The organism is Geodermatophilus sp. CPCC 205761, assembly GCF_051383655.1.
Taxonomy (GTDB): Bacteria; Actinomycetota; Actinomycetes; order Mycobacteriales; family Geodermatophilaceae; genus Geodermatophilus.
The window spans coordinates 100,934-113,277 of record NZ_JALPKQ010000006.1; the positions used below are offsets into that span (position 1 = coordinate 100,934).

The 12,344-nt window shown below is 76.2% G+C and carries 14 protein-coding genes; 11 read left to right on the plus strand and 3 right to left on the minus strand.

What is annotated here, in order from left to right; translation table 11 throughout:
* Nucleotides 1-90 precede the first annotated feature (90 nt).
* Nucleotides 91-1,425: a Na+/H+ antiporter NhaA gene (nhaA, locus tag MY526_RS05365; RefSeq protein WP_436690145.1), complete on the minus strand. Its 1,335-nt coding sequence runs from the start codon at nucleotides 1,423-1,425 to the stop codon at nucleotides 91-93.
* Nucleotides 1,426-1,595: 170 nt separating this feature from the next.
* Here nhaA and murD point away from each other — a divergent pair, with 170 nt between their 5' ends.
* From murD to MY526_RS05420, 11 genes are all read left to right on the plus strand, one after another.
* Nucleotides 1,596-2,930: a UDP-N-acetylmuramoyl-L-alanine--D-glutamate ligase gene (murD, locus tag MY526_RS05370; protein ID WP_436690143.1), complete on the plus strand. Its 1,335-nt coding sequence runs from the start codon at nucleotides 1,596-1,598 to the stop codon at nucleotides 2,928-2,930.
* Nucleotides 2,923-4,242, plus strand: a complete 1,320-nt coding sequence (locus tag MY526_RS05375) for a hypothetical protein (RefSeq protein ID WP_436703409.1) — start codon at nucleotides 2,923-2,925, stop codon at nucleotides 4,240-4,242. The genes murD and MY526_RS05375 overlap by 8 nt, the downstream gene beginning before the upstream one ends.
* Complete coding sequence (locus MY526_RS05380) at nucleotides 4,239-5,126, plus strand: glutamate cyclase domain-containing protein (protein WP_436690139.1); 888 nt, start codon at nucleotides 4,239-4,241, stop codon at nucleotides 5,124-5,126. Before MY526_RS05375 ends, MY526_RS05380 begins: the two co-directional genes overlap by 4 nt.
* 10 nt (nucleotides 5,127-5,136) lie before the next feature.
* Nucleotides 5,137-5,604, plus strand: coding sequence for a Fur family transcriptional regulator (locus MY526_RS05385; RefSeq protein WP_436703410.1), 468 nt, complete (start codon nucleotides 5,137-5,139; stop codon nucleotides 5,602-5,604).
* Complete coding sequence (ygfZ, locus tag MY526_RS05390; protein ID WP_436703411.1) at nucleotides 5,601-6,710, plus strand: CAF17-like 4Fe-4S cluster assembly/insertion protein YgfZ; 1,110 nt, start codon at nucleotides 5,601-5,603, stop codon at nucleotides 6,708-6,710. The genes MY526_RS05385 and ygfZ overlap by 4 nt, the downstream gene beginning before the upstream one ends.
* A 78-nt stretch (nucleotides 6,711-6,788) precedes the next feature.
* Complete coding sequence (locus MY526_RS05395; RefSeq protein WP_436690133.1) at nucleotides 6,789-7,649, plus strand: 3-keto-5-aminohexanoate cleavage protein; 861 nt, start codon at nucleotides 6,789-6,791, stop codon at nucleotides 7,647-7,649.
* Complete coding sequence (locus MY526_RS05400) at nucleotides 7,646-8,206, plus strand: RsiG family protein (RefSeq protein WP_436690131.1); 561 nt, start codon at nucleotides 7,646-7,648, stop codon at nucleotides 8,204-8,206. Before MY526_RS05395 ends, MY526_RS05400 begins: the two co-directional genes overlap by 4 nt.
* A 92-nt stretch (nucleotides 8,207-8,298) precedes the next feature.
* Nucleotides 8,299-9,267 carry an asparaginase gene (locus tag MY526_RS05405; protein ID WP_436690129.1) on the plus strand — a complete coding sequence of 323 codons (969 nt, stop codon included), beginning with the start codon at nucleotides 8,299-8,301 and terminating at the stop codon, nucleotides 9,265-9,267.
* 64 nt (nucleotides 9,268-9,331) lie between these two features.
* Entirely contained in the window at nucleotides 9,332-9,844 is a 513-nt protein-coding gene (locus tag MY526_RS05410) for a helix-turn-helix domain-containing protein (RefSeq protein ID WP_436690127.1), read from the plus strand.
* Nucleotides 9,841-10,614, plus strand: a complete 774-nt coding sequence (locus MY526_RS05415) for a hypothetical protein (RefSeq protein WP_436703412.1) — start codon at nucleotides 9,841-9,843, stop codon at nucleotides 10,612-10,614. Before MY526_RS05410 ends, MY526_RS05415 begins: the two co-directional genes overlap by 4 nt.
* Before the next feature lie 147 nt (nucleotides 10,615-10,761).
* Entirely contained in the window at nucleotides 10,762-11,049 is a 288-nt protein-coding gene (locus tag MY526_RS05420) for a DUF2516 family protein (RefSeq protein WP_436690123.1), read from the plus strand.
* 22 nt (nucleotides 11,050-11,071) lie between these two features.
* On the opposite strand, the gene MY526_RS05425 is transcribed toward MY526_RS05420, so the two are convergent.
* Nucleotides 11,072-11,275, minus strand: a complete 204-nt coding sequence (locus MY526_RS05425) for a PspC domain-containing protein (RefSeq protein ID WP_436703413.1) — start codon at nucleotides 11,273-11,275, stop codon at nucleotides 11,072-11,074.
* A 52-nt stretch (nucleotides 11,276-11,327) separates the two neighbouring features.
* Entirely contained in the window at nucleotides 11,328-12,191 is an 864-nt protein-coding gene (locus MY526_RS05430) for a spermidine synthase (RefSeq protein WP_436690119.1), read from the minus strand.
* Nucleotides 12,192-12,344: the final 153 nt, after the last annotated feature.

The following is a 12,344-nucleotide window of genomic DNA, read 5'->3' on the forward strand; positions in this document are numbered from 1 at the left end:
CGAGTCCGATAAGCATGCAAGTGTCGGACCACCTCCTCTCTCGTGTACTTCGACGGTACGTCGGCTCCGAGGGGTCGGCAACGCAGATTCTCAGCCCTCGGCGGAACCCCGTTGGTAGACGTCGGGGACGCCGTCGCCGTCCGCGTCGACCGTCTCCTCCGCGTGGATCCGCCGGTAGCGGCGGTTGCGCAGCCGCAGGACGACGGTGGCCAGCAGCGCCGCCGCCATCGTGCCGGTGAGGATGCCGACCTTCGCGTGGTCGTAGGTCGCCGAGCCCAGGCCGAACGCCAGTTCGGTGATGAGCAGCGAGACGGTGAACCCGATGCCGCCCAGCAGGGCGAGCCCCACGACGTCGGGCCAGCCCAGCGACTCGTCGAGCTCGGCCCGCGTGAACCGGGACACCACCCAGGTGGCGGCGGTGATGCCGATCGCCTTGCCCGCGACCAGGCCCACGGCGATGCCGAGCGCGACGCTGTCGGTCACCGAGGCGCCGAGCCCGGAGAGGCCGCCGACGGCGACGCCGGCGGAGAAGAACGCGAACACCGGGACGGCGAAGCCGGCCGACAGCGGCCGCAGCCGGTGCTCGAGCTGCTCGGCCAGCCCGGGCCCGGCGTCCGGGCCCGGGCTGGCCGCGCTGTGCAGCACCGGGACGGTGGAGGCCAGCAGCACCCCGGCGACGGTGGCGTGCACGCCCGACTCGTGCACCAGCACCCAGGTGACCGCGGCGAGCGGGAGCAGCAGCCACCCTGCCGTCCGCCCACCCCACCACCCCGCCGAACGGATCCGCTTCTGGACGAGCAGCCCGAACAGGGCCAGCGGCACGAGCGCGAGCAGCAGCGGGACGATCGAGAGGTCGTCGGTGTAGAAGATCGCGATGACCGCGATGGCGAGCAGGTCGTCGACGACGGCCAGCGTGAGCAGGAAGGTGCGCAGTGCGCTGGGCAGGTGCGTGCTGATCACCGCCAGCACGGCCAGGGCGAAGGCGATGTCCGTGGCCGAGGGGATCGCCCAGCCGCGCAGCGCGCCGTCCTCCCGCCCGAGGTTGAGCAGGACGAAGAACGCCGCGGGCACCACCATGCCGCCGACCGCCGCGGCCACCGGCAGCGCGGCCCGGCGCGGTTCGCGCAGGTCGCCGGCGACGAACTCCCGCTTGAGCTCCAGCCCCGCGACGAAGAAGAAGACCGCCAGGAGTCCGTCGGCCGCCCAGGTGCCGAGCGTGAGATCCAGGTGCAGCGACGCCGGCCCGACCCGGGTGTCCCGCAGCGTCTCGTACCCCTCGGACCAGGGGGAGTTCGCCCACACGAGCGCGACGGCCGCCGCGAGGAGCAGCAGCGCGCCGCCCATGGTCTCCTGACGGAGCACGGCGGCGATCCGGCTGGTCTCGGTCCAGGAGCCGCGGCCGAAGAGGCGGGAGGGCGTCGTCACGGCGGCTGCTCCAGGGGAGGGGGTCGGGTCGGACGTTGCCGACCAGACTTCCCGGCGCACCTGCCGCAGACCCTACCGGGGCACCTCTCGAGCTCGCCCGGCGTCCGCGCCGTGCTCCGTACAGTGGGCGCCGTGAGTCCCCGCCCGGTCGTGCCCGTCCCGAGCCGCCGGTGAGGCTCGCCGACCTCGCCGGCCGCCGGGTCGGCGTCTGGGGGCACGGCCGCGAGGGGCGCGCCGCCGTCCGGGCCGCGCTGGCCGCCGGCGCCGCGGGCATCGTCGTCGTCGACGCCGTGCCTCCTGCGCCGGAGGACCTGCCGCCGGGTGCCCGGGCGGGTACCGACGTCGCCGCGCTCGCCGGCTGCGACGTCGTCCTCCGCTCGCCGGGGATCAGCCCGTACCGCGAGGACGCGCGGGCCCTGGCGGCCCGGACCACCCTGGCCTCCGGCACCGGTGTCGCGCTGGCCGAGTTCGGCGCCCGTGCGGTGCCCACCCTCTGCGTCACCGGCACGAAGGGGAAGAGCACCACCAGCGCGCTGGCCGCGGCGGTGCTGACCGCGGCCGGCCGGCCCGCCGTGCACGCCGGGAACATCGGGACGCCGCTGCTCGACGTCCTGCTCGACGGCTCGGTGACCGACGGGACCGCGCTGGTCGTCGAGGTCTCCAGCTACCAGGCCGCGGCCGTGGACGAGTTCTCCGGGTGGGGCGCGCTCACCTCGCTCGCGCCCGAACACCTCGACTGGCACCGCACCGTCGAGGCGTACTACCGCGACAAGCTGCACGTCTTCGCCCACTGCGCGCCGGGCTCGGTGGTGGCCGCCGCGCCGGTGCGCGAGGTGGCCGGGCGGTACCTCGACCCGGCCGTGCTGGTCGACCCGGCCGAGCTGGTCGCCCCCGAGCAGCTCGCCGGGTTCCGGCCCGCTCACCTGCCGGGCCTGCACAACGTGGCCAACGTGCACGTGGCGCTGGCCGCCTGCGTCCGGATGGGCGTGGACCTGGGCGCCCACGGCGACGCCGTCCGTGCCGCCGTGGCCGGCTTCCGGGCGCTGCCGCACCGGCTGGCGCCGGTCGCCACGCTGGACGGCGTCACCTTCGTCGACGACACCCTGAGCACCACGCCGGTCTCGGTGCTGGCCGCCCTCGACGCCTTCGCCGCGCAGCCGGTCACGCTGATCGCCGGCGGGCAGGACCGCGGCCTGGACTACGCCGACCTCGCCCGCGCCGTCGTCGCCCGGGAGGGCGCCGTCCGGGTGGTCGCCGTGCCCGACACCGGCGCCCGGCTGACCGCCGACGTGCGGGCCGCGGCGGCCGACCGCGGGCTGCCGCCGCCGGTGACCGAGGCCGGAGACCTCGCCGAGGCCGTCGCCGAGGCGGTGCGGACGACGCCGCGCGGAGGCGTCGTGCTGCTCTCGCCCGGCGCGCCCAGCTACAACCGCTACCGCAACTACGAGGAGTTGGCACGGACCTATGAGCAGATCCTCGGGGCCGTCGGAGCGGACCGTGTCTGACGCGTTCGTCATCGCGGAGCGGTCCATCGACCTGACCACCGGCGAGGCCGCCTTCACCTTCCGGCTGGCCGGCGACGAGTTCACCGAACGGCTGACGCTGGACACCGAGCGGCTGGCCGGCGCGGACCCCGCCCGGCTGGACGCCGCGCTGGACCTCGTCCACCTGGTCATGGGCACCAGCTACTACAAGCTGCGCGCACCCGGCCGGGTGACCGTGGCCCGGCCGCTGACCAAGGCGCAGCTCGCCGTCGCCGAGGCCGCCTACACGTCCGGCCTCGGCGAGTTCGCCGCGGTGAACCGGCTGCCCGTGCCGCACGCGGTGGAGTTCGACGTCGAGGTGCGGCCGGCCGACCCGGTGCCGGCCGACGCCGGGGGCGGCGGGGCGCTGCTGCCCGTCGGCGGGGGCAAGGACTCCGCGCTGGCGTTGGTCGTCGTCTCGCCGGCGACCGCGCTGGCGGTCAACCCGACCGGCGCGCAGCGCGACGTCGCGACCGCCGCGGGGGTGCCGCTGATCGGCGTCCGCCGCCGGCTGGACCCCCTGCTCGCCGAGCGGACGGCGGCCGGCGGGCTCAACGGGCACGTGCCGGTCACCGCGATCAACTCGGCGATCTCCACGCTGGTCGCCGTCCTGGGCGGCTTCGACCCGGTGGTGTTCGCCAACGAGCGCTCCGCCGACGAGGAGACGCTGGAGATCGACGGCGCCCGGGTCAACCACCAGTACTCGAAGTCCTACGAGTTCGAGCGGCTGTTCGCCGCGGCCGCCGCCGAGCTGGGGGTGGGCTACTTCAGTCTCACCCGGCAGCTGTCGGAGCTGGCCACGGTCGCGGCGGTGGCCGCGCTGCCCGACCTGCGCGGCGAGATCCTCAGCTGCAACCGGTCGTACACGCAGAAGCACATGGGCGGGGAGGCGACCCAGCGCTGGTGCCTGCACTGCGACAAGTGCCTGTTCACCTTCCTGTGCTTCGCGGTCTTCCTCGGCCCCGAGGAGGCGGTCGCGATGTTCGGCGGCGACCCGCTGGAGGACCTCGCCCTCGCCGACGGCTTCCGCAAGCTGTGGGCCACCGAGAAGCCCTTCGACTGCGTGGGCGAGCGGGCCGAGAGCGCCGCCGCGATGGCGCACCTGGCGGGCAGCTCGGCGTGGGGCGGCCACCCGGTCGTGCGGGCGCTGGGCGACGAGGCGGCGTCCTTCGCCGCGGTCACCGGCGCGACGGTGGCCGGGTTCCTCGAGCCGCGCGGTGAGCACGCCGTCCCGCCGGCGTACCTCACCTCCCTGCAGCGGGTGCTGGCGGAGGCCCGCCCGCCGGTCGGGTGAACGAGCAGCTCGCCGCCATCGAGCGGGCGGTGCTGCGGCCGGGCGCCCGTGACGTCACCGGCATCGGGGCGGCCGTGACCGGTCAGCTCGCGCGGCTGGCCGGGGACCTGGCCGCCGCCGGTGCCGCCGGCACGCGGGTCGGACTGGCCACCGGCGTGCACATCGCCTGGGCGCCCACCCCGGCCGCCGAGACCGACGGCCCCGTCGGCGCCGCCGTCCTCGCCGCGGCGCTGGCCGCGCTCGGCGCCGAGCCGGTCGTGCTCACCGACGACCCGTGCGCCGACGTCACCGGCGCCTGCCTCGACGTCCTGGGTGCCGGGCGGCTCACGGTCGTGCCGGCCGGCGCGGACGACGGCGCGGTGGCCGGCCGGGTGGCCGGGCTCGGGCTGTCCCACCTGGTCGCCGTCGAGCGGCTCGGGCCGAACGCCGACGGCCGGGTGATGACCATGCGGGCGGTGGACATCACGGCGTCGACCGCGCCCCTGCACGCCGCCTTCGCCCTGCCCGGTCTGGTCACCGGGGCGGTCGGCGACGGCGGCAACGAGATCGGCATGGGCAACGTCCCCGCCGACGTGGTCGCCGCCTGCATCGCGCACGGGGAGCGGATCGCCTGCCGCGTCCCGGTGGACGCCCTGGTGACCGCGGGCACCTCCAACTGGGGCTGCTACGCCCTGGTCGCCGCGCTCGCGGTGCTGGTCCCGGACCGCGCCGGCGCCCTGCGGGCGCTGCTGGACCCGGCGGTCGACGCCGCGGTGCTCGCCGCGGCCACCGCCGCCGGGGGGATCGACGGGGTCACCGGCCGGCCGGGCGCCTCGGTCGACGGCGTGCCGACGGCGGAGTACGCCGACCTGATCCGGGCACTCCGGGTGCTGGCCCGGGCATAGGCTCGGCGGCGTGGCCGACACGCACCCCCCGGAGCTCGCCGCGCCGCTGGCCGAGCGCCTGCGGGCCCGCGGCCTGCGGCTGACCAGCCAGCGCCAGCGGGTGCTGGCCGCCGTCGCGTCGCTCGAGCACGCCACCCCCGAGGCGATCGGCGCGAAGCTGCGCGAGGAGGCCGGGCCCGGCGGAGCCGCCCCGGACACGTCGACGGTGTACCGCAACCTCGAGCTGCTCGAGCGGCTCGGTCTGGTCTGGCACACCCACCTGGGCAAGGGTGCGCCGGTCTACCACGCCGCCCAGCACCCGCACCTGCACGTGGTCTGCCAGGGCTGCGGAGAGGTCTCCTCGGTCGACCCGGCGCTGCTCGACGGCGCGGCGGAACGTCTGGCCGCCGACCTGGGTTTCCAGCTGGACGTGGGGCACGTCGCGCTGTCCGGGACGTGCAGCGCGTGCCGCGAACGAGCTGGACAGGAGAAGTCATGACCACCCCGAGCCCCCTGCTGTCCCGACCCGGCGCCGTGCCGGCGGAGGACGGTTCCGTCCCGGTCCACTACGGCAGCCCCCTGCGCGAGCAGCGGGAGCTGGCCGAGGGTGCCGGTCTGGTCGACCGCTCCGACCGCGACGTGCTCGTGATCCCCGGCGCCGACCGGCTGACCTGGCTGCACAGCCTCACCAGCCAGCACCTCGACCGGCTGGCCGACGGCACCGGCGCCGAGGCGCTGGTGCTCTCCCCGCAGGGGCACGTCGAGCACCACCTCGTCCTCACCGACCTGGGCGGCACCACCTGGGCCGACGTCGAGCCCGGCACCGGCCAGGAGCTGCAGACCTTCCTCGACCGGATGCGGTTCATGCTCCGCGTCGAGCCCGCCCTGGTGACCGCCGACTGGGCGCTGCTGTCGCTGGCCGGGCCGCGGAGCGACGACGTGCTGGCCGCGGCCGGGCTGCCGGTCCCCGCGGCGCCGTACGCGGTGCTCGCCCTGGACGGCGGCGGCTGGGTGCGCCGGATGCCGCCGATCGGGGACGGTTCCGCCGTCGTCGACCTGCTGGTGCCGCGGACCGACGTCGCCGCCCGCGCCGACGCGCTGCTGGCCGCGGGCGCCGCCCTCGCCGGGCTCGACGCCTTCGAGGCGCTGCGCGTGGAGGCCCGCCGGCCGCGGTTCGGCGTGGACAGCGACCACCGCACCATCCCCAACGAGACCGGCTGGCTGACCAGTGCCGTCCACCTCGACAAGGGCTGCTACCGCGGGCAGGAGACCGTCGCGCGGGTGCACAACCTCGGCCGGCCGCCGCGCCGGCTGGTGCTCCTGCACCTGGACGGGCTGAGCGAGCAGCTGCCCGCGCCGGGCACGCCGGTGCTCGCCGGCGCCCGCGAGGTGGGCCGGGTCGGCACCGTCGTCCGGCACCACGACCTCGGTGTCGTCGCGCTGGCGCTGGTCAAGCAGTCGGTGAAGCAGGACGCCGAGCTGATGGTGGGTGGCGCGCAGGCCGCGATCGACCCCGACGACGCGCCCGTCGCGGTGGACGACACCCTGGCCGCGGCCCGGGAGCGGGTGAAGGCCGTCCGGTCTGCGACCATTCCGCGAGCGTGACGCGCGAGTGAGCATCGCAGCGAGCGCCGGCGAGCGAGGAGCGGAGCGAGTGCGGAACCGAGCCCAGGTGCACGACCGGTGAGCTCCGGCACGCTGATCACGGTCGCCCCGACGGGGGCGGAGTCGGCGAAGGCCGACGTCCCGGCGCTGCCGGTGACCGTCGAGGAGGTCGTCGCCACCGCGCGCGATTGCCAGGCGCTGGGCGCCGCCGTCGTCCACCTGCACATCCGCGACGCCGGCACCCGGCCGACGCTGGAGCTCGACCGGGTGCGCGAGGTCGTCGCCGCCGTGCGCGAGGCGACGGACCTGGTGGTGCAGCTGTCCACCGGCGGCGCGGTGACCGACCCGTTCGACGCGCGACTGGCCGTGCTGGACGCCGAGCCGGATGCCGCCTCCCTCTCGCTGGGCACGGTGAACTTCGGCCGCGACGTCTTCAGCAACCCGTGGGACCTCATCGTCGAGCTGCACACCCGGATGCAGCAGCGCGGCATCGTGCCCGAGTACGAGGTCTTCGACCTCGGCCACCTGGCCACCCTCGCCCGGCTGCTGGACGGGTACGGCCCGCCGCACGGCGGGCACGTCCACGTCGACCTGGTCATGGGCGTGCCCGGCGGGATGCCCGGGACGACGCAGGCCCTCGCCGCCTGCCTGCCGCACCTGCCGCCGGGCGCGTCGTTCGCCGCGACCGGCGTCGGGCGGACCTCGCTGCCGGTCATGCTCGCGGCGCTGTCGGCCGGCGGGCACCTGCGGGTCGGCATGGAGGACACGCTCACGTATGCGCCCGGGGAGCCGGTGCGCGACAACGCCCAGCTGGTCGCTCGCGCGGCCGGGCTCGCCCGGATCGCCCAGCGACCGCCGATGAGTACCGGGGACGCCCGCGCGTTCCTCGGCATCGCGCCGCCCGCCCGCACCCGCACGACCGTGGAGGCTCTCCCGTGACCCCCGAACCGACCCCCGCGGGCGGCGCCGCCGTCGACGCGCTGCTCGACCCCGGCTTCCTGGAGGCCGCCGTGCAGCGGCCGATGGCCGACGTCCGCCGGCTGCGCCGCCAGGCCGAGCAGCAGGAGGTCAACCTCTCCTACACCCGCCGGCTGCTGCAGGGCCGGCTGGACATCGTCCGCCGCGAGCTGCAGCGACGGGCCGAGCACGACGGCCGCTCCCTGGTCGACCTGCTGCCGGAGATCCTCGCCGAGAAGGGCCGCGGCCCGGCGCACGGCCTCGGCCGCCACCAGACGGTGCAGCCGGCCGCGCCCGGGGAGTACGAGCACTGGGTCAACGCGCTGACCCCCGGCGTCGACCTCTCCGACGTGACCGGGCTGGCCGAGGCCGACCTCGAGCAGGCCGCCCGGTCCCTGGCCGCCGCCGAGAGCACCCTCTCGGAGCGCCGCCGGGGCGTGCAGCGGGTCATGGACGGCCTCGCCGCCGAGCTCGGCCGCCGGTACCAGAACGGCGAGGCCGACGTCGCCGCGCTGCTGGCCGACGAGGGCCGGCACTGATGAAGGGCCCCCTTGCCCCCCACCACTCGCACGCTCGCGGTGGGGCCCTGCAAGGGGGCCGTTCCAGTACGTCACCTTGGCCGGAGAACCCGGTGCTGGTGGAGGTGTGGCGCTCCGGGTTCCTCGAGTCGGTGCACCGCGGCGCGCTGGTCGTCGTCGGCACCGAGGGGGAGGTGCTCTACTCGGCCGGGGACGTCGACCGCCCGGTGCTGCCGCGCTCGGCGAACAAGCCGGTGCAGGCCACCGCGCTGCTCGCGGCCGGCTGGTCGCCGGGCTCGGGCGAGGAGCTGGCCATCGGCGCGGGCTCGCACTCCGGGGAGGACGGGCACCGCGATCTCGCCGCCGCGGTGCTGGCCGCGGCCGGGCTGGCGCCCGACGACCTGGGCTGCCCGCCCGCCCTGCCGGCGCACGAGCCGACGCGCGCCGCCTGGCTGGCGGCCGGTCGCGAGCCCGAGCGGCTGGCGATGAACTGCTCGGGCAAGCACGCGGCGATGCTGGCCGCCTGCGTGGCGGCGGGCTGGCCCACCGAGGGGTACCTGGACCGCGAGCACCCGCTGCAGCAGGCGATCGAGGCGCGGCTGGGCGAGGCCGCCGGGACGACGGTCGGCGCGGTCGTCGTCGACGGCTGCGGCGCCCCTCAGCACGCGCTGCCGCTGACCGGGCTGGCCCGCGGCGTGGCCGGACTGGTCGAGGCGCCGTCCGGCAGCCGGGACCGGGCGGTGGCCGACGCGATGCGCGCGCACCCGTGGTTCGTGGCCGGCACCGGACGCGAGGACACCGATCTCATGCGGGCCGTCGACGGGCTGCTGGTCAAGGGCGGCGCCGACGGCGTGCACGTGGCGGCCGTCCCCGGGCGCGGGGCGGTCGCCCTCAAGCTGGACGACGGCGGCGAGCGCGGCCGCACCCCGGTGCTGTGCGCCGGCCTGGCCCGGCTGGGCGTGCCGGCGGAGCAGCTGGCGCCCTGGGCGCTGACGCCGGTGGCGGGTGGGGACGGCGTGGTGGGTGAGGTCCGCTCGGCCGCGGCGCTCGGGACTCGAGCCGAACCGGACAGGTGTGAGTGAGCTCACGGATGGGTGCCGGCTCAGCCGCTTGCAGTAGCTAGCACCCCAGGTTAACGTCGTGATCGTGCAGACACCCGGCGAGTTCGTCCGTGAGCAGGTGACCACCGTCCGCGAGAAGGTGGACCAGCTCGCGGGCACCGTCGTGGAGACCGTCGTCGCCGAGCGCTCCAAGGTCTCGGCGACGAGCTCCCAGGTCGGTGAGTTCATCCGGGAGCAGCGCAGCGCCGCCCGGGTGTCCCTGCGTGAGCTCGCCCGCAGTGCCGGGGTGAGCAACCCGTACCTCTCCCAGGTGGAGCGGGGGCTGCGCAAGCCCTCGGCGGAGATCCTCGCCGCCATCGCCAAGGGCCTGAAGATCTCGGCCGAGACGCTCTACGAGCAGGCCGGGATCCTCGACCGCCGCGCCGGTAACCCCGACACCGTGGCGGCCATCCGGTCCGACCAGTCGCTCTCCGAGCGGCACAAGGCGGTCCTGCTCGAGCTCTACGAGACCTACGTCCGGGAGCACGCGTCGAGCGCGCCGGCGGCCCCCATCACCGCATCCCCGTCCACGTCCAGCCCCTCGAAGGAGTCGGCATGAGCACCACCCAGACCCTGAAGAAGGTCGGCGAGACCGTCGCCGTCCAGAACAAGACCGTCCTGCTGGCCGCCGTCGGCGCCGGTGACCTGGCCGTCGAGCGCGCCCGCGCCGTGGTCGGGACGCTGCGCTCGCGCGCCGAGGCCCTGCCGGGCGAGGCCCAGGTCCAGGTCGACCTGGCCACCAAGGAGGCCCGCGCCAAGGCCGAGGAGGCCGCCGCCCGCGCCCGCAGCGCCGTGCAGTCCGCCCGCACCTCCGCCCAGAACGTCGCGTCCGCCGTCCGCCCGGAGGCCGTCGCGAGCACCCTGACCGGCCTGGTCAGCACCGCCCGCACCCAGACGGTCGCCACCATCGAGACCCTCGCGGTCCGCGGTGGCGAGGTCGTCGAGGAGCTGCGCCGCCAGCCGACCTTCCGCAAGGTCGTCTTCCGGGCCGAGCGGGCCGTGGACGCCGTCGAGGACCGCCTCGAGGACGTCCTCGAGGAGACCGCCGAGGCCGTTGCGGAGGCCTCGAACGAGGTCACCTCCGTCGCGCAGAAGACCGCGGCCAAGACCGCCAAGGTCATCGACGCGGCCGAGGAGAAGACCGCGCAGGCCGCCGAAGCAGCCAAGTCCACCGTCGGCGAGGTCGCCGAGACCGCCCCGGCCAAGCCGGTCAAGAAGAGCTCGCCGGCCCGCAAGGCCACCCCGGCGAAGGCCTCGGCCCGCGTGACCCGGGCCCGCACCGCCAAGCCCGCCGACCCGACGGCCGTGCCCGCCAAGAGCACCGACTGACGAAGGACCCCCTGCAGGGGGTCGACAGGGCCCCGGAGCCGCGCGCAGCGCTCCGGGGCCCTGTGCCGTCCTGGGCACCTCCCCGGACCCACCCGAACGGGTGCGCGTGCCCGGGCTGAGCGCAGTCCCGGGGGTACCCTGCCGGGCATGCTGTCCTTCGACGGGGTCATCTACCTGGGCCTGTACTACGGGGCCCTGGCGCTGACCGCCTACGCCCTCGTCGACGCCCTCGTCCGGCCGGCCACCGGCTACGTGGCGGCCGGCAAGCTGACCAAGCCCGCCTGGGCTGCGATCACCGGGCTGGCGACGCTCGTCGTCTTCTGGCAGGGCCCGATGAGCTTCCTGGGGCTGCCGGCGATCATCGCCGCGATCGTCTACCTGGTCGACGTCCGGCCCGCGGTGCGCGGGCTGCGCCGGGGTGGCAGCGGCTGGTGACCCGCCGCTGCGGCGGCCGGTGTCAGTGCCCGCGGTCGGCGGGCATGACGACCCACAGCACCAGGTAGGCGATGAACTGCGGGCCGGGCAGGATGCAGGAGAGCACGAACGCCAGGCGCAGGCCGCCGACCGACAGGCCGTAGCGCCGGGCGATCCCCGAGCAGACGCCGGCGATCACCTTGTTGCTCGTGTCGCGACGGAGCGGGAGTCGGGCAGGCGAGGTCATGGCCCGACCCTACGGCCGGCGGGCGCGGGGGCGGGCGGTCCGGGCGACGGCCTCATCGGCTGAACACGCCCTCCGGGGGTTCCGGGGAGGCGACGGCATCGACGTCGTGCACCGGCCGGGACCGGCCGGCGAACCGGTCGAGGTCCGCGCCCTCCACCACGCGGCTGGGCATGGGGTCGGCGGCGCAGCGGCGGGTCAGGGCGGCGATCGGCAGCTCGGCGTCCGAGGCCACCGCCACCAGGTTCCCGAAGCGGCGGCCGCGCAGCGTGCCCGGCTCGGCGAGCAGGCAGACGTGCCCGAAGACGGCGCGCAAGGTGGCGACCTGGACGCGGGCGAAGCGCAGCGGAGGCCCGTCGGCCACGTTGGCCGCGAAGTACCCGCCGGGGCGCAGCACCCGCCGCGCCTGCTGCGCGTACTCGACGCTGGTCAGGTGGGCCGGGGTGCGCGCACCGGCGAAGACGTCGCTGAGCACGACGTCCGCGCTCGCCGTCGGCAGCGCCTCCAGGCCGGCGCGGGCGTCGGCCGCCCGCACGCGCACCCGGGCCCCGCGCGGCAGCGGCAGGTGGGCGCGGACCAGCTCGGTGAGCCGCTCGTCGATCTCCACGACCCGCTGCCGGGACCCGGGCCGGGTCACCGCGACGTAGCGGGGCAGGGTGAGCGCTCCGCCGCCGAGGTGGACGACGTCGAGCGGCCGGCCCTCGTCCGCGGCCAGGTCGAGGACGTGCCCCATCCGGCGCACGTACTCGAACTCCAGGTGGGACGGGTCCTCGAGGTCGATGTGCGACTGCGGCGTCCCCTCGACCATGAGCACCCACGAGCCGTCCCGGTCGGCGTCCCCGAGCAGTTCGGCGGTTCCCCCGTCGACCGGCGTCGGGCCGGGCGGGACCACCGGCTCGGGTCGCGGGTACCGGCTCACACCGGTCATGGTGCCGTGGCGGCCGGGCGTTCCCGCAGCCGCGCCCGGCGGTCAGCCGTCGGTGACAAGTCGGCGACGCACCGTGATCGGCCGCGCGGGTGCCCGCTGTTCGCCTGGGACTCCGCTGTGCGGTGGTGCCGGGGCAGGGCCAGG

Coding starts and splice junctions, on each gene's coding strand:
- MY526_RS05420 (WP_436690123.1), top strand. CDS start 10,762: ATGCTGTCCTTCGACGGGGTCATCTACCTGGGCCTGTACTACGGGGCC.
- MY526_RS05415 (WP_436703412.1), top strand. CDS start 9,841: ATGAGCACCACCCAGACCCTGAAGAAGGTCGGCGAGACCGTCGCCGTC.
- MY526_RS05425 (WP_436703413.1), bottom strand. CDS start 11,275: ATGACCTCGCCTGCCCGACTCCCGCTCCGTCGCGACACGAGCAACAAG.
- ygfZ (WP_436703411.1), top strand. CDS start 5,601: ATGACCACCCCGAGCCCCCTGCTGTCCCGACCCGGCGCCGTGCCGGCG.